This window comes from uncultured Pedobacter sp. (assembly GCF_913776295.1).
Lineage (GTDB): Bacteria > Bacteroidota > Bacteroidia > Sphingobacteriales > Sphingobacteriaceae > Pedobacter.
The window spans coordinates 54,729-78,317 of the sequence record NZ_CAJYOJ010000045.1 but is presented as its reverse complement, the minus strand read 5'-3'; the positions used below and the strand labels follow the sequence as shown (position 1 = coordinate 78,317).

Genomic DNA, 23,589 nt, shown 5'->3' with positions numbered 1-23,589 from the left:
GATTAATAGACCAAATAACAGTAATCTGTTCACAACAAACTAATTTTATAATGAAAAAAAATACAAATTTAACTGGGGCCAGGCTCAGGCTTAAAGATTGTGCTTTTAAAGCTATTGCATTTGCAATGGCCTTAAGCAGTGGTTTTTATGCAACAGCCAGCGCGTCGGCCATTAATATAAACAGTTCGGTTACGGTTAATCAAACCAGGGCTGATATTGTAATCCGTGGTATTATTAAAGACGAAACCGGTGCACCATTGCCAGGTGCAGGTGTTAAAGTTAAAGGAAGCTCTACCAGTGCTGCTGCAGATGTAAACGGAGCATTTACCATAACCGTTCCTGATCAGAACGCGGTTTTGATCATAACTTATGTTGGTTATGATTCAAAAGAGATCACCGTTGGTACACAGACCGTGTTGGATATCCGTTTAAAGGAAACCGTTGGTGCCAATTTACAGGAGGTGGCCATTGTGGGTTTCGGAACACAAAAAAAGGAAAGTTTGGTTGGTGCACAATCATCAGTAAAAGCTGATGAGTTGAAACAGCCGGTTTCGAGCATGAGCCAGTTGTTAGCGGGCCGTATCCCTGGCGTGGTTAACGTATCCCGTAACGGTGAGCCGGGTGCAACCGGATCGGATATTTTTATCCGAGGTATATCTTCACTGAACTCTGGTGACAGGGGACCGCTTATCATTATTGATGGTGTGCCAAACCGTAACCTGAACGATATCAGTGTATATGATGTAGAGAATTTCACAGTACTAAAAGACGCTGCAGCAACAGCGGTATATGGTATCCGTGGTGCAAACGGCGTAATTCTGATCAACACTAAACAAGGTAAAGTCGGCACGCCAAGAATTAATGTGGAGTACTATGAAGGGGTGAGCCGTTTTACTAAAAGGCCACAACTGATTGACGGTGTAGATTATATGAACCTAGCCAATGAGGCGAAGTATTCTGATTATTTACGCGGTGGCGCAGCAGGTGCATTTACACCTGCCTATTCTATAGATGCCATTCAAAAAACTGCTGCAGGTACCGATCCGATCCTTTATCCGAACGTAAACTGGTTTGATGCCATTTATAACGATTTTGGCCATAACAGATCGGGAACAGCTAACCTGTCTGGTGGTGTAAGTAATGCTAAATATTACGTTTCATTAGGTTATTATGGTGAGGATGGTTTGTTTAAAACAGACGAGGCGGTAAATTCTGCTGTTAAACAAAGCTTTAGTCGCTACAATGTAAGTACAAACTTAAATTGGGATATCACGGGTACCACAAAACTGGATTTGGGTATTAAAGGGATTCTATCGCAGAGCAATTTTCCGAGTAATCTCGGCGCCCAGGATATCTTCAATCAGGCTTTTTTGATCAATCCAACATCATTTCCGATACTGTACCCAAATGGCAGTTTACCTGGTATCAGCCCGCAGGCCGATCAACGAAATCCTTATGGCGATGTAACCAGAAATGGATATAGAACAGGATACAGCAACCAGTTATATTCAAACTTACGTTTAACACAGGATTTAAAAGAGTTAACCCCGGGTTTGTCGGTAACCTCTATGTTCTCATTTGATGTGAACAACAATAATGCGATTGCGAGAACCAAGAGAGAAACTATTTACAGGATCAATCCTAACGATCCGTACATCGTGGCAAACAATCCTGCATCGGGTTACAAATACGGATTGGTTCTCCAGGGACAGGATTTCCTGAATTATGGGATCAGCAACGGTGGTGACAAAAAAATGTATTTCGAGGCGGCTATCAACTACAATCGTACCTTCGGTAAACATGCTGTTTCCGGTTTGTTACTATATAACCAAAATGATAACAGTACACCGTTTGCCGGCAACCTCACGTTATCTCTTCCTTATCGTTTACAAGGAGTTGCCAGTCGTGCCACCTATGCTTACGACAATAAATATTTCTTCGAGTTTAACATGGGCTATAATGGTTCTGAAAACTTTGCACCCGATAAACGTTATGGCTTCTTCCCGGCATTGGGTATTGGATGGTTGTTATCAAGCGAGAAATTCTTCGAACCCCTAAAAAATACTTTCCAGATGGTTAAATTCCGTTATTCTGATGGTATTGTGGGTAGTGGTGCCAGCGGTTCAGGCTATGCCGGTGCGGAAGGCGACCGTTTTTATTATTTAACAAAAGTAGGTACCGCAAGTGGTTACACTTTTGGCCAGACGGGAAATATTGGATACAATGGGTTAGGCGTAACCGCGTATGGAGTAGATGTAACCTGGGCCGAAACGCGTAAACAGGACTTAGGCTTTGAGTTAAAAACATTCAATAATAATCTGTCGTTAATCGTCGATTTCTTTAAGGAAAGAAGAACAGATCAATTTATCCAGAGAGGAACTGTGCCAAACTACATTGGTTTAGCCAATACGCCAATAGGTAACCTGGGTATTGTAGAAAATAAAGGAATTGATGGTACCATACAGTACGATGCGCAGTTTGGTAAAGATTGGTCACTTAATTTAAGGGCAAATTTTACCTTCAATAAAGACAAGGTAATTGAAAATGACCAGGCGCCAAAACCATACCCATGGATGGAGCAACGCGGATACAATGTTTTAGCGGCGACCCGTGTTGGTTACATTGCAGAAAAATTATTTGATAGCCAGGCAGAAATCAACGCCAGTCCTACCCAGTTTGGTACTTTGATGCCGGGTGATATCAAGTATAAAGATTTAAACGGTGATGGTAAAATCGATTCTTTTGACCAGACCATTATTGGCAGGGGAGATGTTCCAAGTACCACGTATGGTTTTGGCTTCTCGTTAACCTACAAAAACTTCGACTTCGGTTTATTCTTTCAGGGGCAGCATAACGCAGACATTCTGTTGAATATTCCATCCTTTGCCAATTCTGGCGGTTTGGGTAATATGTTGGCCGTAGCTGCCGATCGCTGGACAACAACCAATCCACGCCAGGATGCCGTTTACCCACGATTATCTTATGGTGGTACCAATAACAATAACTATCAATCCAGTACCTGGTGGAAACGTGATGTGAGTTTCTTAAGGTTAAAAAATGCTGATTTGGGTTATACCCTTAAAAATGGTATCAAATCTCTAGGCGTTAAACGTTTAAGGATATATGCTACAGGTTACAATGTGTTTACCATCAGCAAATTCAAACTATGGGATCCTGAGTTATTAACCAACAATGGTACAAGGTATCCATTAACCTCTAACTATTCTTTGGGTTTAACCGCTAATTTTTAAAATAAAAAGAATGAAAAAGATATTGATATATACTGCTGGTGTATTACTGGTAATGGGTAATTATGGCTGTAAGAAATTTTTAAATCAGGTACCTGACGATAGGTTAACTTTCGATCAGATGTACGAGAAAAAAGCAACTGTTGACCAGGCCTTAGCGAATGTTTATTCTACATTACCAGATCAAAATCAAGACCGTTCGGCCTCCGCATCTGGAAATATGGGGCCATGGACGGCTGCTTCTGATGAGGCTGACTATACGTTGCCAAACTTTACTGAAAACGTAAATTCGGGTGCGTGGGATGCCACGAGCGGTCAGGTAAATTACCACTGGCAAAGTTATTACCGTGGTATTCAGGCGGCGAGTTCTTTTATGGCAAACGTGAGCAGATGTACAGATTGTAATATCGGTGGTATTGATATTGTAAACCGTTATTATAACGAGGCAAGGGCTTTGCGTGCGATTTATTATTATCACCTGGTGAGACAGTACGGGCCGGTTGTATTATTGGGCAATGACCCAATTGCGTCAGATGCACCGCTACAAGCCATCAGTAAACCTCGTAATTCGATGGATGAATGTATCGATTACATTGTAAGCGAGCTGGATGCAGCAAGCTCACGTCTTCCGGCAACACCACAGGCCAATGAAGATTATGGGCACATCACGGCTTCAGTAGCCGATGCTTATAAAATTAAAGCGCTGTTAACTGCTGCCCGCCCGTTATTTAACGGGAATACCGATTATGCAAACCTTAAAAATCAGGACGGTAAACAACTGATCAATCAAACGTATAGTGTGGCAAAATGGACCAGGTTGGCTACAGCAGCGAAAGCTTTTTTAAATAACCCTAACTATGCTAACTATGCGCTGTATTCGGTAAGCTCTACACCAGCTGGTTTGCCAAATACCCCTTTTAACCGGGCTTTTATTGCTACGAGAGATGTATTTTTGAATGGCTGGAACGCTGAGATCATTTTTGGCAGAGGTGGTGATGTTACTTTTTACCAGTATTCTCTAGCGCCAAATCACAATGGTGCTTCGGGTGGCGACAAAGGTGGTTCATTTTTATCTCCGTCTCAACAGCTGGTGGATGCCTTCTTTACTGCGAACGGTTTACCGATCGAAAATGATCCGGCTTATACCGCTAACGGAACATCAACTTATCAGGCTCCAGATCCAAATGATCAGAATGCACCAAGGGCAATTAGCAATATGTATGTGAACCGCGAACCACGTTTTTATGCTGATATTACTTACAGTGGACGTAAATGGATCAATACTTCATCAAATATCATTACCAGCTTTGAATTTAACGGTAATGCGGGTAAAGCTGCCATTGCCAATAACGATTATACCAAAACAGGTTATACTTCCAGAAAACATTTAACGGTAGCAGGCTGGACAAATGGTAGAGCAATTTTCACCGTAATCAGATTGGCAGAAATTTATCTGGATTACATCGAAGCTTTGCAAGAATCTAATCCATCTGATCCGGATATTTTGATTTACCTGAACAGGATCCGTACCCGGGCAGGTATCCCGGTTTATGGAAGTGGAGGTTTACCTGTCCCAACAGATATGAAAGATGCCATCCGCAGAGAGCGACGCGTTGAGTTGGCTTTTGAACTGGACCGCTATTTCTATACAAGGGAGTGGAAAATTGCAGAAACAACCGATACACAGATCAGAGGTTTGAACATTACTCAAAATGCACCTGGATTTTTTACGCCGGTCGTTACCGAAAATAGGGTTTTCCAAAAGAAACACTACTTATGGCCTATACCAGCAGCAGAAATCCAAAAAGTACCTCAACTTGTACAAAACACAGGTTGGTAAAATAGATATAGCACCGGGCATTTTGCTCGGTGCTTTTTTAATTTCTTCATATCCATGCAATGAAAAAATTTTTCCCTTTAGCAGCAATTACAGCTGTTTTATTACTGGCCTGCAACAGCAAAAAGACTCCTGTAGAAACTTCGAAGCCAGCGCCACCACTTGTAGAGGCAATTGATCCACCGGATGCACCGCCCAAAACCTGGAAAGAACATTGGTTCGAACATGTTCAGCTATTAAACCGGGTGGCCTATGATACCAGCGTGGTGGTTTATTATGATGGCGATGTGAAGCCAACTGTTACCTGGCCAAAGACCTATATGGCTGATGCCTGGAATTACACCAAAAAAGTTTATGGTAAGTTTGGCGATGACAGCCGCTTGTTCGTCATTTACCATGCAGGTAAATACGGAGGCGGTCACCCAGGCACCTATCTTGATGCCGGCCATGATTACCGGAATGTTACGGATTGTGGCTCCAATGATTTAAATGCATGGATTACAGGTGTAGATAATGACATTGATTTATCTACACATGAAATTGGTCATATCGTTGAAGGCGCATCCAAAGGGGTAAAGGAATCGCCCGCGTTTGATATCTGGCACGATAGTAAATGGATGGAAATTTATCAATACGATGTGTATTTGGGCTTAAACAGAACCGCCGATGCACAACGCTGGATGAATAAGATGATGACCACAACCGATAATTACCCGAGGGCAGGTACGCAATGGTTCAAAAACTGGTTCTTACCGATTTACGAAAACTATGGTAAAGCAAAGGTGCTGAACGGTTTCTTTACCCTGCTGTCGCAATATTTTCCTAAACAAAATATCACAGTACAGGGCAAAAGCTACCAGCAATACACGCGAAAAATGAATTTTGGCGAATTTATCCACTTTTGGAGCGGTGCGGCTAAAGCAGATTTGGCTCCATTGGCATTCTCCGCCTTTGGACCGAAAGACGAAAAAGGGGCCGACTGGGCACCAATGTTGACCAAAGCCAAAACTGATTTTCCGAATATTACCTATTGAATTTATAACCGGAATAGATTTAGCATGAGGCTGAATCTTTCTTTTCTATTAATATAAAACAAATGATCAAGAAATTTTTAATCTTAGCTTTAGCGTCATGCCTGGCGGTTGTTGCATCTGCCCAAAACAGAGAAAGAGGCTATAAAATTGTTATCAACGATAAGGACAGTGCCACCAATGCTGCTCTAAACGTCAAACTGAAAGCCGCTTTTATCAATGTTTATCCTGGGTTTGCACAAGCTGACGGCTACAGGACAAAAAGAAATGTGGTACTAGATTTTGTAACTGATGAAACGCCCACAATAAAAGCTAAAGCTGGGGAGATTAAAGTGAACAGCGAATGGGTCAAAAATAAATCGCAAAGAAAGATCGAGAAAGAACTCTTTACTGCGCTTTATAAAAATTGGGTATCATACAGTAAAGAAAAACATAAAGGATACACATTAACTTTTATCAGCAAAGATCCTGGCCTTGATCCAACGGTTAGGAAAAACTTAATTGCTACCTATTTCGAGATTTATCCCACACTGGTTAAAACATTTAACCAAAAATCTACACATGATGTACTTTTTGTGGTTGACACTGCTTACAAAGCCGTTGCTGAAGCCAGTGGCAACAGGATTCTGTTCAGTGCAGGTTATATGAAGGCGCACCCGACCGATATAGATGTGGTAACGCACGAAACCATGCATATTGTACAGGGATATGGCTACAGCGCGGGTCCGGTTTGGTTAACAGAAGGTATTGCCGATTATGTACGTTATAAATTTGGCGTAGATAATGTAGGCTCTAAATGGAGCCTGCCAGCCTATAATGCAAAACAAAATTATACCAACAGTTATCGGATTACCGCACGCTTTTTCGCCTGGTTAGAGCAAAATGTTAAACCAGGATTGGTTGCTGCACTAGATCAGCAGTTAAGGGCACATCAATACACGGCACAATCCTGGACAGCTTTAACCGGCAAAAGTGTAGATCAGCTTTGGGAGGATTATAGTAAAGAACCTGAAAAAGTAAACCTTACTTATAGTAGCAAAAAATAATAGAAGAGAAGTCAGGTTTTAATGGCATGCGCTCAGCCAAACCTGATTTCTTTATCGCTTTTTGTAAAAATATCCATCAGTAAAGTAAAATTTTTGATCATTTACTAAAACGTTTTACATAAAATATTTAATTTGCAGAACTAAACGCTAACCAAAACACTATATTCACTATACATGAAAAAAATATCAATTCTATCGGTTTTCGTTATGCTTCTTTCTGCTTCGTCATTGCAGCTAAAAGCGCAGGAAATTACTAAGAAGAACGGTTACACTTTATCCTTTGAAAGCAATTTCAAAGAGCTGGATCCTCAATTGAAAAAACGTTTAATTAAAACCTTTTTCGAAGTTTATCCAAAGCTGGCCAAAGAATATAATCCTTCGACTATCAAAGAAGTAAAGTTTTTTGTAGATACCGCTTATAAAGGTGTTGCAGCAACTGCCGATGGTAAAGTAACTTTCAGTTCGATGTGGATGATCAAACATCCAGAAGATATTGATGTGGTTACCCACGAGGTGATGCACATTGTGCAGGATTATGGCCGAAGTGTTGGCCCGGGCTGGTTAACCGAGGGCATTGCCGATTATGCACGTTATAAATTTGGCGTAGATAATGCCGGTGCCAAATGGTCGCTCCCAGCATTAAAGCCCGAACACAGTTATAAAAACAGCTACCGCATTACCGCTGCATTTTTTGCATGGATTGAAAAAAGTGTAAAGCCAGGTACAATTAAAGCCGTTGATGCTTCTTTAAGAGACCACACCTATACCAAAGAGATCTGGACCAAATTGACAGGTAAAGATTTAGATGCACTCTGGGCAGATTACGCTAAAAGTTCTGAAGTTTAAAAATAATTACAAGCATATAAAAAACACAAACAACAAATGAAACGATTATTTATCGCCTTATTGAGTGTTGCGGCATCAACCAGTTTCGCACAAACAATAGGCAAAATTACAGATCCGGTAGATTGGATTAACCCTTTAATGGGAACGGCATCTAAGCCATCGCTATCTAACGGAAACACCTATCCGGCAATCGGTTTGCCCTGGGGAATGAATATGTGGACACCTCAAACCGGTAAAAACGGCGATGGATGGGCCTATGTTTACGACGCCGATAAAATCCGTGGGTTTAAACAAACACACCAGCCTTCGCCCTGGATGAACGATTATGGCGCATTTTCGCTTATGCCGGTTACCGGAAAATTAAAATTCAATGAGGATGAGCGTGCCAGCTGGTTTAGCCATAAAGCTGAGGTAGCTAAACCATATTATTACAGTGTTTACCTGGCAGATGCAGATGTAACGACCGAAATTACCCCTACGGAACGTGCTGCCCAGTTTAGGTTTACTTTTCCTAAAACCGATAGCGCTTATGTGGTGGTAGATGCGCAAAATAGAGGCTCTTATATCAAAATTATTCCTGCAGAAAGGAAGATAATCGGTTATACCACTAAATATGCCCGTGGGCCACTGCCTAAAAATTTTAAAAATTATTTTGTAATCTATTTCAACAAAGATTTCAAACTGGCCAAAACCTGGGATGATAAAAAACTGAATGAAAAAGATTTAGAATTAACAGTAGATCATGCCGGTGCCGTTATTGGTTTCGCTACACAAAAGGGCGAGCAGGTGATTGCAAAAGTGGCTTCTTCGTTTATCAGCTTTGAGCAGGCCGATCTAAACCTGAAAAGAGAATTGGCTAATGATGGTTTTGACGCTACAAAAGCAAAAGGCAGGGCAACCTGGAACAAAACCTTAAGCAAAATTGCAGTTGAAGGAGGTACAATTGATCAAACCCGTACATTCTATTCTGCTATGTACCGCACCTTGTTCTTCCCGAATAAGTTATATGAAATTGATGCACAAAACCAGATTGTACACTGGAGCCCATACAACGGGCAGATTTTACCCGGTTATATGTTTGCTGGTACAGGTTTCTGGGATACATTCAGGGCGTTATATCCTTTCCTGAACCTGGTTTATCCGTCTATTAATAAAGAGATGCAGCAAGGCCTGATCAACGATTATAAAGAAGGCGGCTGGTTGCCGGAGTGGAGCAGCCCGGGTTATGCCAATATTATGGTGGGTAACAATTCAGCTTCGGTAGTTTCTGATGCCTACATTAAAGGCATGCGTGGTTACGACATTGAAACGTTATGGCAGGCGGTAAAACACGGAGCCAATAACGAAGGCCCCATGGAAGCTGTTGGACGCGATGGAGTTAAATATTATAATGAGTTGGGTTATGTGCCTTTTGATGTAAAAAAGAACGAAAATGCAGCGAAAACATTAGAGTATGCATACGACGATTTTACCATTTACCAATTGGGAAGAGCTTTGGGTAAGCCAGCTTCAGAAATCGATATCTATAAGAAAAGAGCGATGAACTACAAAAATCTTTTCGATCCGGCTTCGGGTTTAATGCGCGGTAAAAATCAGGATGGTACATTCCAAAGTCCATTTAGCCCGTTTAAATGGGGTGGTGCATTTACTGAAGGCAACAGCTGGCATTACACCTGGTCGGTTTTCCAGGATATTGATGGTTTAGCCAAGCTAATGGGTGGCCACCAAAAATTTGTAACTAAGTTAGATTCAGTTTTTTCTATGCCTCCGGTATTTGATGAAAGTGCTTACGGTGGTGTAATTCACGAAATCCGCGAAATGCAGATTGCAAACATGGGCCAATATGCGCATGGTAACCAACCTATTCAGCATATGATTTACCTGTACAACTATGGCGGTGCTCCTTATAAAACACAATATTGGGTGCGCGAAACCATGAACAGAATGTATAAAGCTACGCCAGATGGATATTGTGGTGATGAAGATAACGGTCAAACTTCGGCCTGGTACGTATTTTCGGCAATGGGCTTCTATCCGGTAACACCAGCGGTTGACCAATACGTTTTGGGTGCTCCTTTATTTAAAAAGGTAACCATTACTTTAGAAAATGGTAAAACAGTGGTGATCAACGCACCAGCCAATAACGATAACAACCGTTATGTTCAATCGTTGCAGATGAATGGTAAGGCATATTCCAAAAACTGGATCAGCCATAGCGGTATGCAGAAAGGTGCGGTGTTAAACTTCAACATGACGGCTACACCGAACAAAACCAGAGGTTCAAATCCAGCTGATTTCCCTTATTCGTTATCGACAGAAAAATAGAGACACAAGAAGACTGTATCATAAACACAATTGTCATGCTGAGCCTGTAAAAAGACACCTTTAGTTTACAGTTGATGATACAGTCTGATTTTCAAAATAACAATTGGCCTCAATAGGGCTAAACTAACAAACCAAAATATATGAATATCTCTAAGACGGGTTTTACAGCCATGTTCTGGCTTTGCGGAACCCTGCTGGCATTTGGCCAGCGTATTGATCTCAAAGATCTTTCGGCCTTTAAAAATCCTTCTGGTTCATGGTCGCTGGCACAAAATGTAATGGCCGACCTAAATGCCGAAAATGTATTAAAAACCACAAAAGGTGAAGGTATATTGGTTAATCAATCTACAGCAAAAAAAGCTGGCTCTGATTTGTATACCATTAATGAGTATGGTGATGTAGCCTTAGAATTAGATTATTTAACGGCAAAAGGAACAAATTCAGGGATTTATCTTCAGGGTAACTATGAAATTCAGATTGACGATGCCTGGGGAATTAGAAATCCAAGTTCATCAAACAATGGCGGCATTTACCAACGTTGGGACGATAGCAAACCCGAAGCCGAAAAAGGGTTTGGTGGTGTTGCGCCCCGTCAGAACGCAAGCAAGGCCCCTGGTTTATGGCAGCACATCAAAATCATTTTCCAGGCACCAAAGTTTGATGCTACAGGCAAAAAAACACAAAATGCTAAAATCATCAGTGCAGAACTTAATGGTGTACTGATTCACGAAAATGTTGAGTTATTCGGGGCGACCAGAGGTGCTGCGGGCGCTGAAAAAGCAAAAGGCCCTTTACGCTTGCAGGGCGATCACGGCTCTGTAGCTTTTAGAAATATCCAGATCTCCGAGCTATCGGAAATTCCAAAACCAAATCAAAACGGTGGTGCAGATCCGATATATATTGAAGCCGCAAGCAACAATATGATCAGAAGTTTTGTAGATGTTGCACCGAGAGTACGTTCTGTTCATGCTATTTCGGTAGGTGGACCAGAAAAGGTTGCTTATAGCTACGATCTGGATAATGGTACGCTTCTACAAGGATGGCATGGCGATTTTATTGATGCTACGCCTATGTGGGATGGCCGCGGAAACGGAACTTCACGTGCTTTGGGCAGTGTTACCCGTTTTACCAAACAGCCTATTCTGGCGATTTCTAGGTTGGCAAACGACCAGGCCAAGTGGGTTACCGATACGGCTGGTACAGGTTTCAGAACCAAAGGTTATGTGATGGATAAACAAGATCGTCCGGAGTTTAAATACATCATTAATGGAACAAATGTGACCGATGCAGTTAAAGTGATGGACAACGGACAAGGGTTAAGCAGGGAGATTACGGTTGATAAACCTTCAAAAGATCTGTATTTCCTTTTAGCTGCTGCTTCAAACATTGAAGAAGCCGGGAAAGGCTTGTATTTAATTGACGATAAAGCATATTATATACAGCTTGGAGAAGGCGCCGCAAAGCCGGTGATTAGAAATGTGGATGGCAAATGGGAAATCATTGCCGCCATTGGAAGTAAGTTGAATTATACCATTTTGTTTTAGTCGTGATCATCATGAGAAATACATTTAAAAAATTAGCAATACTGGCGTTAAGTTTTAGCTTTACGACAGTTTTTGCGCAAGAAACACCGAAAGAAGAAGATTTTTTCAAGATAAACAAGGTACGTGTACCCGAGGGTCCGATTTTGGAAGTTGGAGGTCTGGTAACCCTGCCAAATGGCGATTTAGGCATTTCGACTCGTAGGGGAGAAGTATATATTGTAGAAAATCCTACCAGTGCAAAACCTTACTGGCGCAGATTTGCCTATGGTTTGCATGAAATTTTAGGCATTGCCTATAAAAATGGAGCCATCTATGTAGCGCAGCGCGGCGAATTAACCAAACTGGTAGATAAAGATCAGGATGGTAAAGCTGATGTTTACGAAACCGTTTATGCCTGGCCTTTAAGCGGGCACTACCACGAATATAGTTTTGGTCCGAAAATTATGCCGGATGGTAGCTTTATGGTTACCGCAAATGTGGCCTTTGGCGACGAAGAATGGTGGCGTGCCGAAAGCCGTGTACCAATGCGTGGTTGGGCCATGAATATTACCGAAGATGGTAAAATGATTCCTTATGCTGCAGGTTTCCGCTCTCCGGCCGGTATTGGCAGTATTGATGGTCAGTTTTATTATACTGAAAACCAGGGCGACTGGGTAGGATCAGGTGGTTTATGGAAAGTAAACAAAGGTGACTTTATGGGGCACCCGGCAAGTTTAAGATGGACCAACCTGCCTAACTCTCCGGTTAAACTGCAATCAGATTTCTTTTATTCACAAATAGACGAGCGTCGAATCAAAAATGAACAGGGAAGATACATTAAACCAGAGAACAGGGTAAACGAATCGTTTAAAACCTTGTTTGAAATGAAAAAAGTATTCCCTGAACTGCGTTTGCCATCGGTTTGGTTACCTTATGGTGTCCTGGGTATTTCTTCTGCCGAACCTGTTAAAATCCCTGCGAATACATTTGGCCCGTTCGCTGGCCAGATTTTGGTTGGCGATCAGGGAATGAGTATCATTTCCAGGATTTTTATGGAAACCGTTAAGGGTGAAGAACAAGGAGCTGCTTTCCTTTTCCGCAAAGGTTTCCGTTCTGGTGTACTAAGATTGGAATGGGGAACTGATGGTTCGCTGTTTGTTGGTGAAACCAACCGTGGCTGGGGATCTGCTGGTGATGCTAACGAAGGTTTGGAAAGATTGGTCTACAACAATAAAACACCTTTTGAAATGAAAGCCGTAAGGGCCATGCCTGATGGTTTTGAAGTAGAATTTACCATGCCTGTTGACCGCAAATCGGCGGAAGATTTAGCTTCTTACAGTGCCGAAAGTTTTATTTACAAATATCACCCGGTATATGGTTCGCCTCCTGTTAACACAGAGAAGTTAAAAATTTCTGGCGTTAAGGTTTCGGCAGATGGTTTAAAAGCCAGGATTATTGTCCAGAATCTACGTCAATATTATATCCACACTTTAACTTTAGATGGTATCCGTTCGCAGGACGGTTTCTATTCGCTCATTCATCCGGTAGCTTATTACACTTTGAATCAGATTCCTGATGGAAATAAACTTTCTGCCAATGAGGTGAGCACTAAAAACTCAGCAACCCCGGTAAACACCCCTGCTAAAAAGACCGCTGTACCGAAAGCAACAACGGGAAAAGCACCGGAAGCCAAAGGAACTTCAACTTCAGCACCGAACAAACCTGCGGCTACAGCCAAAGCACCTACTTTTAAAGAGGTTGAAGGTTTATTAACTAAAAATACCTGCCTGGCCTGTCATAATCAAACCAAAAGACAGATTGGCCCGCCATTCGTGGAAATTGCAAAACGTAAATATTCGCCAGAGAAAATATTTCAGTTGATCCATAATCCGCAGCCACAAAACTGGCCGGGTTATTCAACAGAAATGCCGCCAATGCCGCAGGTAACCAAAGCAGAAGCGTTAAAAATTGCAGCCTGGATAAATTCTTTAAATAAATAAGTTGATTGTTAGGAAACGGTTGGTAGAAATGCCAGCCGTTTTTTTATGTCAATATATTTTTAAGGAAATTTTTCGACTTAAATGAGAAGATCCTTCGACTAAGCTACCATTGACGGAATCTACTAGCCCAGTCGTCATTTCGACTGGAGCGTACCGATTTTTCATCGGTAGCGAAATGCCTGTCCGTACAGGCGGGGAGAAATCTATAGAGAAAGATTTCTCGACTGCGTTGCACTCCGCTCGAAAGGAGGACTTGGGAGAGGACTATCAACAATATCGATTTTTATACAAAATTATCCCTCAGGATGACAGCATAATTAAAATGAAAAAAGAAATGGGGATTCCACTATCGCAGAATCCCCATCATCTAAATTAACGCTCTCATATACTTAAACGCTGTAAAAACGATTTATTGTATCAGGTGCAATTTTTTTTTCATTTTTGGATGTTTATCATTTAAACCTATTTTTACTTTTATGGCTATTACAGATAAAAATCAACAGGATGCGGAGAAATTGTCAGCTGCCCGGGCTGCAGTAAAATTTGTTAAAGATGGCGATGTAGTTGGCTTGGGCACGGGTTCTACCACGACTTTCGCCATCATTGAATTGGGTAAACGTGTAAAAGACGGACTTCAGATAAAAGCAGCTGCCAGTTCCATTCGAACCGAAGAACTCGCAAAATCGCTTGGCATTGAAGTTCTCGATCTTGGGCGCTTGAGCCAGATTGATATCAGTATTGATGGGGCAGACGAATTTACAGCATCACTTGACCTGATTAAAGGCGGCGGCGGTGCGCTATTCAGAGAGAAGATAGTTGCTTCATTGAGTAAAAATGCCATCATCATTACCGACTCGTCAAAAAAAGTTAAAAAACTGGGTGCTTTTACTGTTCCCGTTGAGGTAATTCCGCTGGCTTATCAATATGTATTCGATCAAATTAACAAACTTGGCGGAAGCGGTATATTAAGAACCGTAGATCACCAGGCATTTATTACCGACAATGGAAACCTGATTATTGACGCTGATTTTGGCCTGATTGATGATCCTGCAAAATTAGCTTCTAACTTAAATCAGATTAACGGAATATTGGCTCATGGTTTATTCGTTAACCTCACTTCAAAAGTAATTATGAGTAATGGAACGGATTTGATCATTTTTGAATAATGTTAGTTTAGTCGTTCATTAGCCGTTGGTTTATTGGTGAGTAGTCTATTGGTCATTGATCAAGAGTTTACTTGTTCATAGCATTGATATGGTTAAATGGTTAATTGTTTAAATTGGTTGACTGACAACTGCGAACTGAGGACTGGATATTGGTTCATAGTCATTAGTAAATTTGTACTCCTTATTGTTTTATTGGCACGGGGAATAATAAGTCAAGCATCACGCATTATCGCTTATAAGAATTTGGTTTTAATTCTGCGTTCTCTGTGTTTCCGTCGGAAAACTGACAATTTCACCGATAAATTCCTCTCTCCTTTAATTTCCGGAAATTTTTTACCGATAATTTTATTTCGCTTACCGATAAAATATCCCTACTGAGGGAAAAGCCATTCTCAGGCATAGTGATTCATGCTACATTTGAATCATAAAACAAAACGGTCATGGAAAATTTAATCAAAAAAAATCACGCAGATAAACAGTTCGGTCTAGGCATTTTAATCATTGCCATCGGTTCGGTGTTCTTATTAAGAAACTCGGGGATAGATATCCCACATTGGATTTTGAGATGGCACACTATTATGTTAGGTATCGGTTTGTGGATGGGTTATCGTAAAGACTTCCAGGGTAGCGGTTGGTTGGCGTTGACTATTATCGGAGGCTTATTTACTTTTAAAGCAATAAACATTTTTGATTTTAATCTGTTTAGAATCAGCATGCCAATGGTATTGATCGGTTTAGGCTTGTATATCATCTTAAAACCTAAAAAAGTTCAAAACTTTGATCAATATTTTGAAAAGAAACCAATTGACTTTACAGATAAAGAAAGCTAAAATTCTTAACTCCATCATATATCAAAAAAAGGGACGTTTTTTAACAATGTCCCTTTTTTTATGCCTGGTAGCAAAGGGCGGGAACCTTTGAGCTTTGCCCTATGCATCTCTGCTCATGCCTTTGCATTTTTGCCAAAAAGAAACGGGGATTCCACCCTCAGGCAGTATCCCCGTCATCTAAATTAACGCTCTCACATACATAAACGCTGTAAATAGAATATATTGTGTTCAGCTTTATTTTTTTTGTTTTTTTTTAAATCGGCCAGATCTAAAAAAAGAACCAGGCATTAAAAATGTTAAAATTAGTTAAAACTAAAGCACTGATTAAGGAAGCATCCTTTCAGAACCAAATATTGTTAACTTTGGGTATTGTAAACAACCAAACATATACTTGAATTTTCATGGCTTTAGATCCTCAAAAGGATAAAGCAAAACATCTCATTATCATTAAAACAAAATATACGGATGAAAAAGGGCATTTTATTAATAGTTGCTTTATTACTAACCACCTCAGCATTTTCTCAGAATGTGATCCAGCTTTTCAATGGTGCAAACGACTTTTTTAAGCTCTTACAGGAAGAAAAATTTAAAGATGCCCATGCTTTCTTTGATGATACTTTAAAAACGAAACTGACAGAGGAAAACCTCAAGAAACTTTGGGGCGATATCGGCAAGAAATATGGAAAGGCGGAATCGTTAGATGCCATTCAAAGTAAAGCCCAGGGCGATTTTTTTGCTGTAACGGTGGAGGGTAAATTTGCCAACGGTGATCAGAACTTTATTTTGGGTTTTAATAAACAACAGAAAATTGTCGGAATATTCCTGGCACCTTCCCGAAAAACATCTTCTTATCTAAAGCCGACCTATGTAGATACCAGTTTATATCAGGAAAAGTCAGTATATATCGGTCCGGCTGGAAAACAATTGGCCGCCATTATTACGACCCCTAAAAACGCCAAAAATTTTCCTGTTGTGGTTTTTGTACATGGCTCCGGACCTGCTGATATGGATGAAACGGTTGGTGCAAATAAACCTTTTAAAGATCTGGCTGGCGGTTTAGCCTCTAAAGGAATTGCTTCCGTCAGATATGTAAAACGAACTTTGATCTATCCTAACGAATTTAACAAGGCTTTTACGGTAAAAGAAGAGGTGCTGGATGATGCAACCGCAGCTATTGCACTTGCTAAAACAGTAGTTGGGGTTGATCCAAAAGCTGTTTATGTATTCGGTCATAGTTTGGGTGGAATGCTGGCTCCTAAAATAGCAACTCTGACACCGGATTTGGCAGGGATTGTTTTGGCCGCAGCACCAGCAAGAAAATTAACCGATATTATTGTTGATCAGAATAAGTATATGTTCGATCTGGTCAATGATACCACGGCTGCCTTTAGAAAACAATTGGCCGATGCTGCTGTGGAGATTGATAAAAGCAGAATTTCACAGTTGGGAACGACCATAAAACCTGACTCTATCATTTTAGGCCTGCCAGCAAAATACTGGACAGATTTAAATAGCTACAACCAGGTTGCGGTAGCTAAAAGCCTTTCGAAACCTAAGATATACATCTTGCAAGGCGGTAATGATTTTCAGGTAGGCAAAGTAGATTTTGATTTATGGAATGAGGCTTTGGGTAAAAAGAAAAATGTGGTACTTAAATTTTATCCGGATTTGAATCACCTGTTGAGTCCTCAAACGGAAAAGGGGACGATGGCTCAATACCAGGCGGCTGTAAGCGTATCCGAAACTTTGGTCAACGATCTCACCTCATGGATTAAGGCCAAATAGCATAAATCACTTAAAAGAACAAAGCTCCGATCAAAATCAGGAGCTTTTTTTGTGTGGATAATTTATTCTCACTCCTTCTTTGTTTATAATTTACAAACAATTCAAAAAATAAGCAGTTTAAATTAGAGTAACTCATCTAAAATAATTTGTTTATGGAAAAGCGGAAAATCACTTTAAAAGGAATATGGGGCGTTTTAAAAGCATCGTTTACAGGATTTAACGATCATAAGGTAACGAAACTTAGTGGCTCATTAGCCTATTATACCGTATTTTCCATGGCGCCATTATTAGTGGTGATTATTTCTCTATGTGGTATATTCCTGGGCAGGGAAATAGCAGAAGGACAGGTTTACGCCCAACTGGAAGGTTTTCTGGGCAGGGAATCTGCGGTCTCACTGCAACAGTTGATCAAGAACGCTTATCTGGATGGTAAGAGTACCATTGCTTTAATTATCGGTATCATTACCTTATTAATTGGTGCAACAACCGTTTTCGGTGATATCCAGGATTCTATCAATACCATTTGGGGATTAAAGCCAAAACCTAAAAGAGGCTGGGTGAAAATGTTGCAGAATCGCTTTTTGTCTTTCTCGGTTATTATTAGCTTGGGCTTCGTATTATTGGTTTCACTGGCCGTTACTTCGGTATTAGATGCCTTTAGCAATCGTTTACAGGCCAGATTTGCAGAAGTATCTGTGATTGTATTTTACATTGTCAATCAGCTTGTAACCCTTGCGGTTATTTCATTAATATTTGGTGTAATATTTAAGGTACTACCTGATGCAATTATCAAATGGCGTGATGTAATTGCTGGTGCAATAGTTACTGCTGTATTGTTTATGATCGGTAAATTTGCCATCTCCATTTATATTGGGCAAAGCGATGTGGGAAGTACCTATGGTGCCACAGGTTCGTTAGTAGTGGTACTTTTGTGGACTTACTATTCTTCTATCATTTTATATTTTGGTGCCGAGTTTACCAAGGCTTATGCCGTTGCTTTCGGTTCGGAGATTTACCCTTCACATTATGCGGTAACTACCAAAGAAATTGAAGTAGAAACCGATGGTAAATCTATTCAGGATAATCATCCTGAAATTAAGGAAGAAGTACATAAGGCATAATTATTCACCCCAGGCCGTAATCAATAATCTTCTTTGTCCGCCATGTTTGCGATGTTCGCAAAGGTAAATACCTTGCCAGGTTCCAAGTGCTAACCTGCCATTTCTGATCGGGATAGTTACAGAGCTACCTAAAAGCGCAGCTTTTAAATGTGCAGGCATATCGTCTGATCCTTCATAGTCGTGCTCATAATCGGGGTCATTTTCTTTAACCGTTTTATTAAAGAACATCTCAAAATCCATACGCACAGTTGGATCGGCATTTTCGTTAATTGTAAGGGAAGCTGAAGTGTGCTGTATAAACACCTGGCAAATGCCGGTATTTATCTCACTAATTTGTGGCAGGGCAGCTTCAACCTCACTGGTAATAATGTGGAAGCCTCTTCTGCGCTCCCTTAGGGCTAAGGTTTGTTGGTATATTTTCATAGATTTTAATTCATTTATATTTCCTAAACACCATCTCGGAAATTCGGATGCTTTCAATTCAGCAGACACTGTCTGACGTTTTCAAATCAGTAGATGGGTCTGCTAACTTACGAAGTTTGGTATCAGAATAGCTAATTATATTGCGTGAGCCTGTCTCGAAATAACAGATTAAATAATAGCAGGAATTAAATTTGGGTATGTCGTCATGCTCAGCTTGACTGGGCATCTTAATGCTTTGGTATGGACTTATTTAGTTGCTGTTCTATCGCATTAAGATTAGCTTCGCTGAGCACTTCGTGGTTCCCGTTTTCACGGGAATGACGCCCTTTTAAAATATTATTCTGCCAAAAATCTCCAAAATCATTTCTGAGACAGCCTCTTCGCCGGCTGAACAAACCATCTCGCAATGACTGATATTAGGGAACTAAAGTACATCATTGCAAACCGAAGCGGTGGGCCATTGAGGAGAGCGTGAAGCAATCTATTCAGTTATTACAGTCACTTCAAAAACTCCACATTCCAAATTTTCTCTGCTTTTCTGCCAATCAACCAAAAAGAAGCCGCTAAAACAGAGAAGAATAAAGCTTTGTGCCAGCTATCCCAAAAATATTCGAAATATCGGGTGTAAAGATTAATGAACAGAAAGGTAATCCCAAATTCACGGGCAATATCATCGTGATACTTTAAGCCAAAGAGTGTACTGGCTACACAAACTGCGGCAGAAATTAAAGCCCAGTAAAATAAACTTAATTGCCTTACCTGGTACCATTCTTCCAGATTGGCAAAGTTACCAAATACCGATAATGCCCAAAGCGATACAAACAAATAAACCATGCCCGCGATATAGGTAACCTGAAAGAAATTTTGTGTTTTAGGGAAAGCCTTCATCATGAACGACGCTACGGTTAATGTAGCACCAAACAGCACAAAACGCAAAGGATAATTCATACCTAGGAAATAATAATTCCAACGGCTTAAATAACCTGTTTCTGTGCCAAACCAGGCACCCAGGGAAATTAAGGCAAAAATCCAGATCAAACGCGAGTTGAAGACATAACCTAAAGCCCCATAAATAAAAACAGATATTAAAATCAGGATAGAGAAATTGCCTGAGCCATTATCAACTGCCTTCCCAAAATAAGCGATGGCATTTGCCGTGAGTAAAATGGCTGCGAACACAATGGCCTCATTGCTGAACTTTAAATGTGCGAGTTTCTTTTTTCGCCGAAAGCCTAAGATGTAAAGCCAGCCCGCCAATCCGCCTGAAACAATAGCTATCACAATGTTGGGCGTATTGTAAACCCGCTTTAAATAGTTTAGGATAGAATTGTCAATAAGGAGTGATCCAAGTGCAATAAACCCACAAGCCAGGGCTACCCAAAAAGCATACTGTGCCAGGCGCAACCAATCGAAGTTCTTGGCTTCATAACTTTTACGGAGTTTATCGCCTGTTTCATGATCAATTATGCCGTCAATTTGCCACTGCTCAATCATATCGTCAAGAAACTCACTCTTTTCTCTATCAACTTTCATAGTTTTGGTTATACACGAAGATATGCTTTTTAGTCATTAGTCAAAAGTCTTCAGCTAATAGACTCCGGACTTCAAACTAATAACTTCTGACTAATCTATATAACCTCCTTAATCTTCTTATTGTTCCCTACAATCCAGATTACATCGCCGTTATCAAACACAAAATCCGACGAAGGGTTTAAGATGCGTTCAGCTCCTCTTTCTATACCTACAATTAAAGCCTGCGCTTTTTCGCGGATACCAGCATTTCTGATGCTCATGCCATACACAGGCGATTCATTATGAACAACAACTTTTTGCAGGGACATTTCTTTATCCGGGAAATTATTTTCTGCGGTTATTTCCGGAGCGTTAACTTCCAAAAGTGATTTAACCGCTGCAAGTTGGTCGTCTGCACCAATCAGTAACAGCTTATCATGTGGATAAAGCCGCTCATCTCTGCCCGGTGTCGGGATATTATTTCTACCACGTTCAATTAAGGCAATATTTACCCCATATTTTTCCCTGATCATTAGTTCGTTCAGCGTTTTTCCAACCACTTCCGATTCGGGTGATACCTTAAGCTCGGTAAGATGGGTATCCCAAGGTAAAATATCCGGTTTTTGATTTTCCCTGGCATTTAAATTCCGGATAAAACGGCGTTCCAGTTTATCGTAAAACGATTGCAGTTTTCTGGAGAAGATAACCATTCCCAGCACAATTAAAACCAAAGCAATCATCGCTGCAACCCATGTATCAAAAAACTCATACATCAAAAATCCGACGAAAAATATGCCGAGTGCAATCCTGAAAAACTCAATAGCAATCAGTGGACCGCGCGTATATTTTTTATTTAACCATAGGTGGGAGTAAGCGGTTTTCTGGATCCGGCGAATAGAAAGCGCCCAAAGAAAGGGGGACATTAAAATAAACGAAAGCGCAACACTGATTAAGATGGAAGGCAGACCGTTGGTGATATTTTTTACCATAAAAGGCTGTAAAAACCTTGAGGTAAGAAAAATAATGGCAATAATAATTACGGAGTGGATAATGGTGTTAAAGATATAAGAACGTAACAGGATTTTCCAATCGCTTAGTGTTGTAATTCCTGCGGTACTGGAACTATATCTCTGAATCCCATCTAACCATTTTTGTGGTAAAACCCGGTTTAAAAAGTTATAAAAACTTTCTGATGACTTGATTAAATAGGGCGTGGTAAAAGTGGTGATGGCTGAGGCTGCTACGGCAATCGGATAAAGAAATTCGCTGGTAACCTTCAATGTTAAACCCAGTGTGGCTATGATGAATGAGAATTCGCCGATTTGTGCAAGGCTCATTCCCGCCTGTACAGATGTTTTTAAAGGCTGACCGGATAATAAAGCACCTAGGGAGCTGCTGATCAATTTACCAACTATTGTAGCGAGGGTAACAATAAGAATCGGAAATGCATAATCAACCAAAACTTTAGGATCAATTAACATACCCACAGAAACAAAGAAAACCGCGGCAAACAAATCTTTAACAGACTTTGTCAGGTGCTCTATTTTTTCAGCCTGGGTCGTTTCAGCTAAGATCGACCCCATAATAAATGCGCCAAGTGCGGGAGAAAAACCAACTTTTACCGCCAGCAATACCATAACCAGGCACAAAGCCAGGGAAACCACCAACATGGTTTCATCGTTCATTAATTTTCGCGTAGCTTTTAAGAAGGTTGGAATGAGGAAAATGCCTGCTAAAAACCATAATACGAGAAAAAAGGCAAGCTTTAATATCGAAATGAGCATTTCTGAACCAGCAAATTGCTGACTTACCGCTAATGTAGAAAGGAGTACCAGTAACAAAATGGCAACTAAATCTTCCACAATCAGCACACCAAAAACCAGTCCTGCGAATTTCTTATGTTTTACGCCAAGTTCCTCAAAAGCCCGGATGATAATCGTTGTGGAAGATACGGATAAGATCCCGCCAAGGAAGATGCTATCCATTGTATTCCAGCCCATCAGTGAACCAGCTGCATAGCCAATTAAAAGCATAAACAGCACTTCAACAATGGCAGTAATTGAAGAAGAACCGCCAACTTTGACCAGCTTTTTAAAACTAAATTCTAAACCTAAACTGAATAAAAGAAATATGACACCTATTTCGGCCCAAATGGTTATGCTTTTCTGGTCGGTTACTGTTGGCAGAAAACTGAAATGCGGACCAACCATTAAGCCAGCCAATATATAGCCTAGTACGAGTGGCTGTTTAATTTTTTTAAATAATAATGTTGTTATACCTGCAGCAGCGAGTATTAATCCTAAATCGGCAATTAAATCTGGTAAATGAATCATTTGATTTTTAAAATATTAAAAACTAAAAATTTTAAATTCGGCTGAGGCAACGGCCAATGGTGATAATCGCTGGCAGCCATATGATTGTTTGATTTACCAAAAAACGTGTTTTGGATAGAGCATCTTAAACAAGCACCAATAATTATACTTTAATCTTTTGATTATAACTTTGGTATGGTTGGTTTTGTTCTTAAGAAGAAGAAATAGCAAAAAAGTGATCAGAACAAAAGCACTGAAAGATATTTTTACAGAGGAAATATTGATAAAATCTTTTTGCAGGCTTTCGTTATCCTGATTAAAACCGAAGTGTTGCTTGATGATCTTTTTCTTCGTAACAAAACTTATTTTTGTGTATTTTGATTGCACCTCATTTCTGTTTTTCTGTGATGCTGCACCTGCAAAATTTATGGAAAGGGATAGAAATAAAATGATGTAAAAAAGCCTCATTGCCGCTAATATAGCTAAAATAAGGCTTTTTCGGAAGGAAAATATTGATTAAATTTGTGTAAAGCAGGTTAAGCGATTTCTAAAATCCAAATCTAATGAAAGAAGTAACCGTAAAA

Annotated in this window: 15 protein-coding genes; 12 read left to right on the top strand and 3 right to left on the bottom strand. The window is 40.4% G+C overall.

Features of this window, described 5'->3' with window-relative positions; all coding sequences use genetic code 11:
• Positions 1 to 50 precede the first annotated feature (50 nt).
• The 12 genes from QZ738_RS09330 to QZ738_RS09275 all read left to right on the top strand — a co-directional run bounded on the left by QZ738_RS09330 (position 51) and on the right by QZ738_RS09275 (position 18,758).
• Positions 51 to 3,251, top strand: coding sequence for a TonB-dependent receptor (locus QZ738_RS09330; RefSeq protein ID WP_293786849.1), 3,201 nt, complete (start codon positions 51 to 53; stop codon positions 3,249 to 3,251).
• Between the two features lie 10 nt (positions 3,252 to 3,261).
• A complete protein-coding gene (locus tag QZ738_RS09325) occupies positions 3,262 to 5,088 on the top strand; it encodes a RagB/SusD family nutrient uptake outer membrane protein (protein ID WP_293786847.1) in 1,827 nt (608 codons plus the stop codon).
• Between the two features lie 59 nt (positions 5,089 to 5,147).
• Complete coding sequence (locus tag QZ738_RS09320) at positions 5,148 to 6,119, top strand: hypothetical protein (protein WP_293786845.1); 972 nt, start codon at positions 5,148 to 5,150, stop codon at positions 6,117 to 6,119.
• A 62-nt stretch (positions 6,120 to 6,181) separates the two neighbouring features.
• A complete protein-coding gene (locus tag QZ738_RS09315) occupies positions 6,182 to 7,162 on the top strand; it encodes a basic secretory protein-like protein (RefSeq protein WP_293786843.1) in 981 nt (326 codons plus the stop codon).
• Positions 7,163 to 7,336: 174 nt separating this feature from the next.
• Entirely contained in the window at positions 7,337 to 8,008 is a 672-nt protein-coding gene (locus QZ738_RS09310; RefSeq protein WP_293786841.1) for a basic secretory protein-like protein, read from the top strand.
• A 36-nt stretch (positions 8,009 to 8,044) separates the two neighbouring features.
• Positions 8,045 to 10,333, top strand: coding sequence for a GH92 family glycosyl hydrolase (locus QZ738_RS09305; protein WP_293786839.1), 2,289 nt, complete (start codon positions 8,045 to 8,047; stop codon positions 10,331 to 10,333).
• Between the two features lie 140 nt (positions 10,334 to 10,473).
• Positions 10,474 to 11,877 (top strand): DUF1080 domain-containing protein, encoded by a 1,404-nt coding sequence (locus QZ738_RS09300; RefSeq protein ID WP_293786837.1) that lies wholly within the window; start codon positions 10,474 to 10,476, stop codon positions 11,875 to 11,877.
• 11 nt (positions 11,878 to 11,888) lie between these two features.
• On the top strand, positions 11,889 to 13,856 hold the full coding sequence (locus QZ738_RS09295; RefSeq protein WP_293786835.1) for a hypothetical protein: 1,968 nt from the start codon (positions 11,889 to 11,891) through the stop codon (positions 13,854 to 13,856).
• A gap of 476 nt (positions 13,857 to 14,332) precedes the next feature.
• Positions 14,333 to 15,022 (top strand): ribose-5-phosphate isomerase RpiA, encoded by a 690-nt coding sequence (gene rpiA, locus QZ738_RS09290; protein ID WP_293786833.1) that lies wholly within the window; start codon positions 14,333 to 14,335, stop codon positions 15,020 to 15,022.
• Positions 15,023 to 15,462: 440 nt separating this feature from the next.
• Positions 15,463 to 15,852 (top strand): DUF5668 domain-containing protein, encoded by a 390-nt coding sequence (locus QZ738_RS09285; protein WP_293786831.1) that lies wholly within the window; start codon positions 15,463 to 15,465, stop codon positions 15,850 to 15,852.
• A gap of 465 nt (positions 15,853 to 16,317) precedes the next feature.
• Positions 16,318 to 17,637 (top strand): DUF3887 domain-containing protein, encoded by a 1,320-nt coding sequence (locus QZ738_RS09280; RefSeq protein WP_293786829.1) that lies wholly within the window; start codon positions 16,318 to 16,320, stop codon positions 17,635 to 17,637.
• Between the two features lie 152 nt (positions 17,638 to 17,789).
• Entirely contained in the window at positions 17,790 to 18,758 is a 969-nt protein-coding gene (locus QZ738_RS09275; protein WP_293786827.1) for a YihY/virulence factor BrkB family protein, read from the top strand.
• Here QZ738_RS09275 and QZ738_RS09270 read toward each other — a convergent pair whose 3' ends face one another.
• The 3 genes from QZ738_RS09270 to QZ738_RS09260 form a co-directional block, all read right to left on the bottom strand.
• Positions 18,759 to 19,181 carry a secondary thiamine-phosphate synthase enzyme YjbQ gene (locus QZ738_RS09270; RefSeq protein ID WP_293786825.1) on the bottom strand — a complete coding sequence of 141 codons (423 nt, stop codon included), beginning with the start codon at positions 19,179 to 19,181 and terminating at the stop codon, positions 18,759 to 18,761.
• Positions 19,182 to 19,679: 498 nt separating this feature from the next.
• Complete coding sequence (locus QZ738_RS09265; RefSeq protein ID WP_293786823.1) at positions 19,680 to 20,714, bottom strand: DUF2157 domain-containing protein; 1,035 nt, start codon at positions 20,712 to 20,714, stop codon at positions 19,680 to 19,682.
• 95 nt (positions 20,715 to 20,809) lie between these two features.
• A complete protein-coding gene (locus tag QZ738_RS09260) occupies positions 20,810 to 23,026 on the bottom strand; it encodes a cation:proton antiporter (protein ID WP_293786821.1) in 2,217 nt (738 codons plus the stop codon).
• Positions 23,027 to 23,589: the final 563 nt, after the last annotated feature.

Excerpts from the sequence above, each read along its gene's own strand:
- QZ738_RS09330 (WP_293786849.1), top strand. The coding sequence starts at position 51 with ATGAAAAAAAATACAAATTTAACTGGGGCCAGGCTCAGGCTTAAAGAT.
- QZ738_RS09325 (WP_293786847.1), top strand. The coding sequence starts at position 3,262 with ATGAAAAAGATATTGATATATACTGCTGGTGTATTACTGGTAATGGGT.
- QZ738_RS09320 (WP_293786845.1), top strand. The coding sequence starts at position 5,148 with ATGAAAAAATTTTTCCCTTTAGCAGCAATTACAGCTGTTTTATTACTG.
- QZ738_RS09315 (WP_293786843.1), top strand. The coding sequence starts at position 6,182 with ATGATCAAGAAATTTTTAATCTTAGCTTTAGCGTCATGCCTGGCGGTT.
- QZ738_RS09310 (WP_293786841.1), top strand. The coding sequence starts at position 7,337 with ATGAAAAAAATATCAATTCTATCGGTTTTCGTTATGCTTCTTTCTGCT.
- QZ738_RS09305 (WP_293786839.1), top strand. The coding sequence starts at position 8,045 with ATGAAACGATTATTTATCGCCTTATTGAGTGTTGCGGCATCAACCAGT.
- QZ738_RS09300 (WP_293786837.1), top strand. The coding sequence starts at position 10,474 with ATGAATATCTCTAAGACGGGTTTTACAGCCATGTTCTGGCTTTGCGGA.
- QZ738_RS09295 (WP_293786835.1), top strand. The coding sequence starts at position 11,889 with ATGAGAAATACATTTAAAAAATTAGCAATACTGGCGTTAAGTTTTAGC.
- rpiA (WP_293786833.1), top strand. The coding sequence starts at position 14,333 with ATGGCTATTACAGATAAAAATCAACAGGATGCGGAGAAATTGTCAGCT.
- QZ738_RS09285 (WP_293786831.1), top strand. The coding sequence starts at position 15,463 with ATGGAAAATTTAATCAAAAAAAATCACGCAGATAAACAGTTCGGTCTA.
- QZ738_RS09280 (WP_293786829.1), top strand. The coding sequence starts at position 16,318 with ATGAAAAAGGGCATTTTATTAATAGTTGCTTTATTACTAACCACCTCA.
- QZ738_RS09275 (WP_293786827.1), top strand. The coding sequence starts at position 17,790 with ATGGAAAAGCGGAAAATCACTTTAAAAGGAATATGGGGCGTTTTAAAA.
- QZ738_RS09270 (WP_293786825.1), bottom strand. The coding sequence starts at position 19,181 with ATGAAAATATACCAACAAACCTTAGCCCTAAGGGAGCGCAGAAGAGGC.
- QZ738_RS09265 (WP_293786823.1), bottom strand. The coding sequence starts at position 20,714 with ATGAAAGTTGATAGAGAAAAGAGTGAGTTTCTTGACGATATGATTGAG.
- QZ738_RS09260 (WP_293786821.1), bottom strand. The coding sequence starts at position 23,026 with ATGATTCATTTACCAGATTTAATTGCCGATTTAGGATTAATACTCGCT.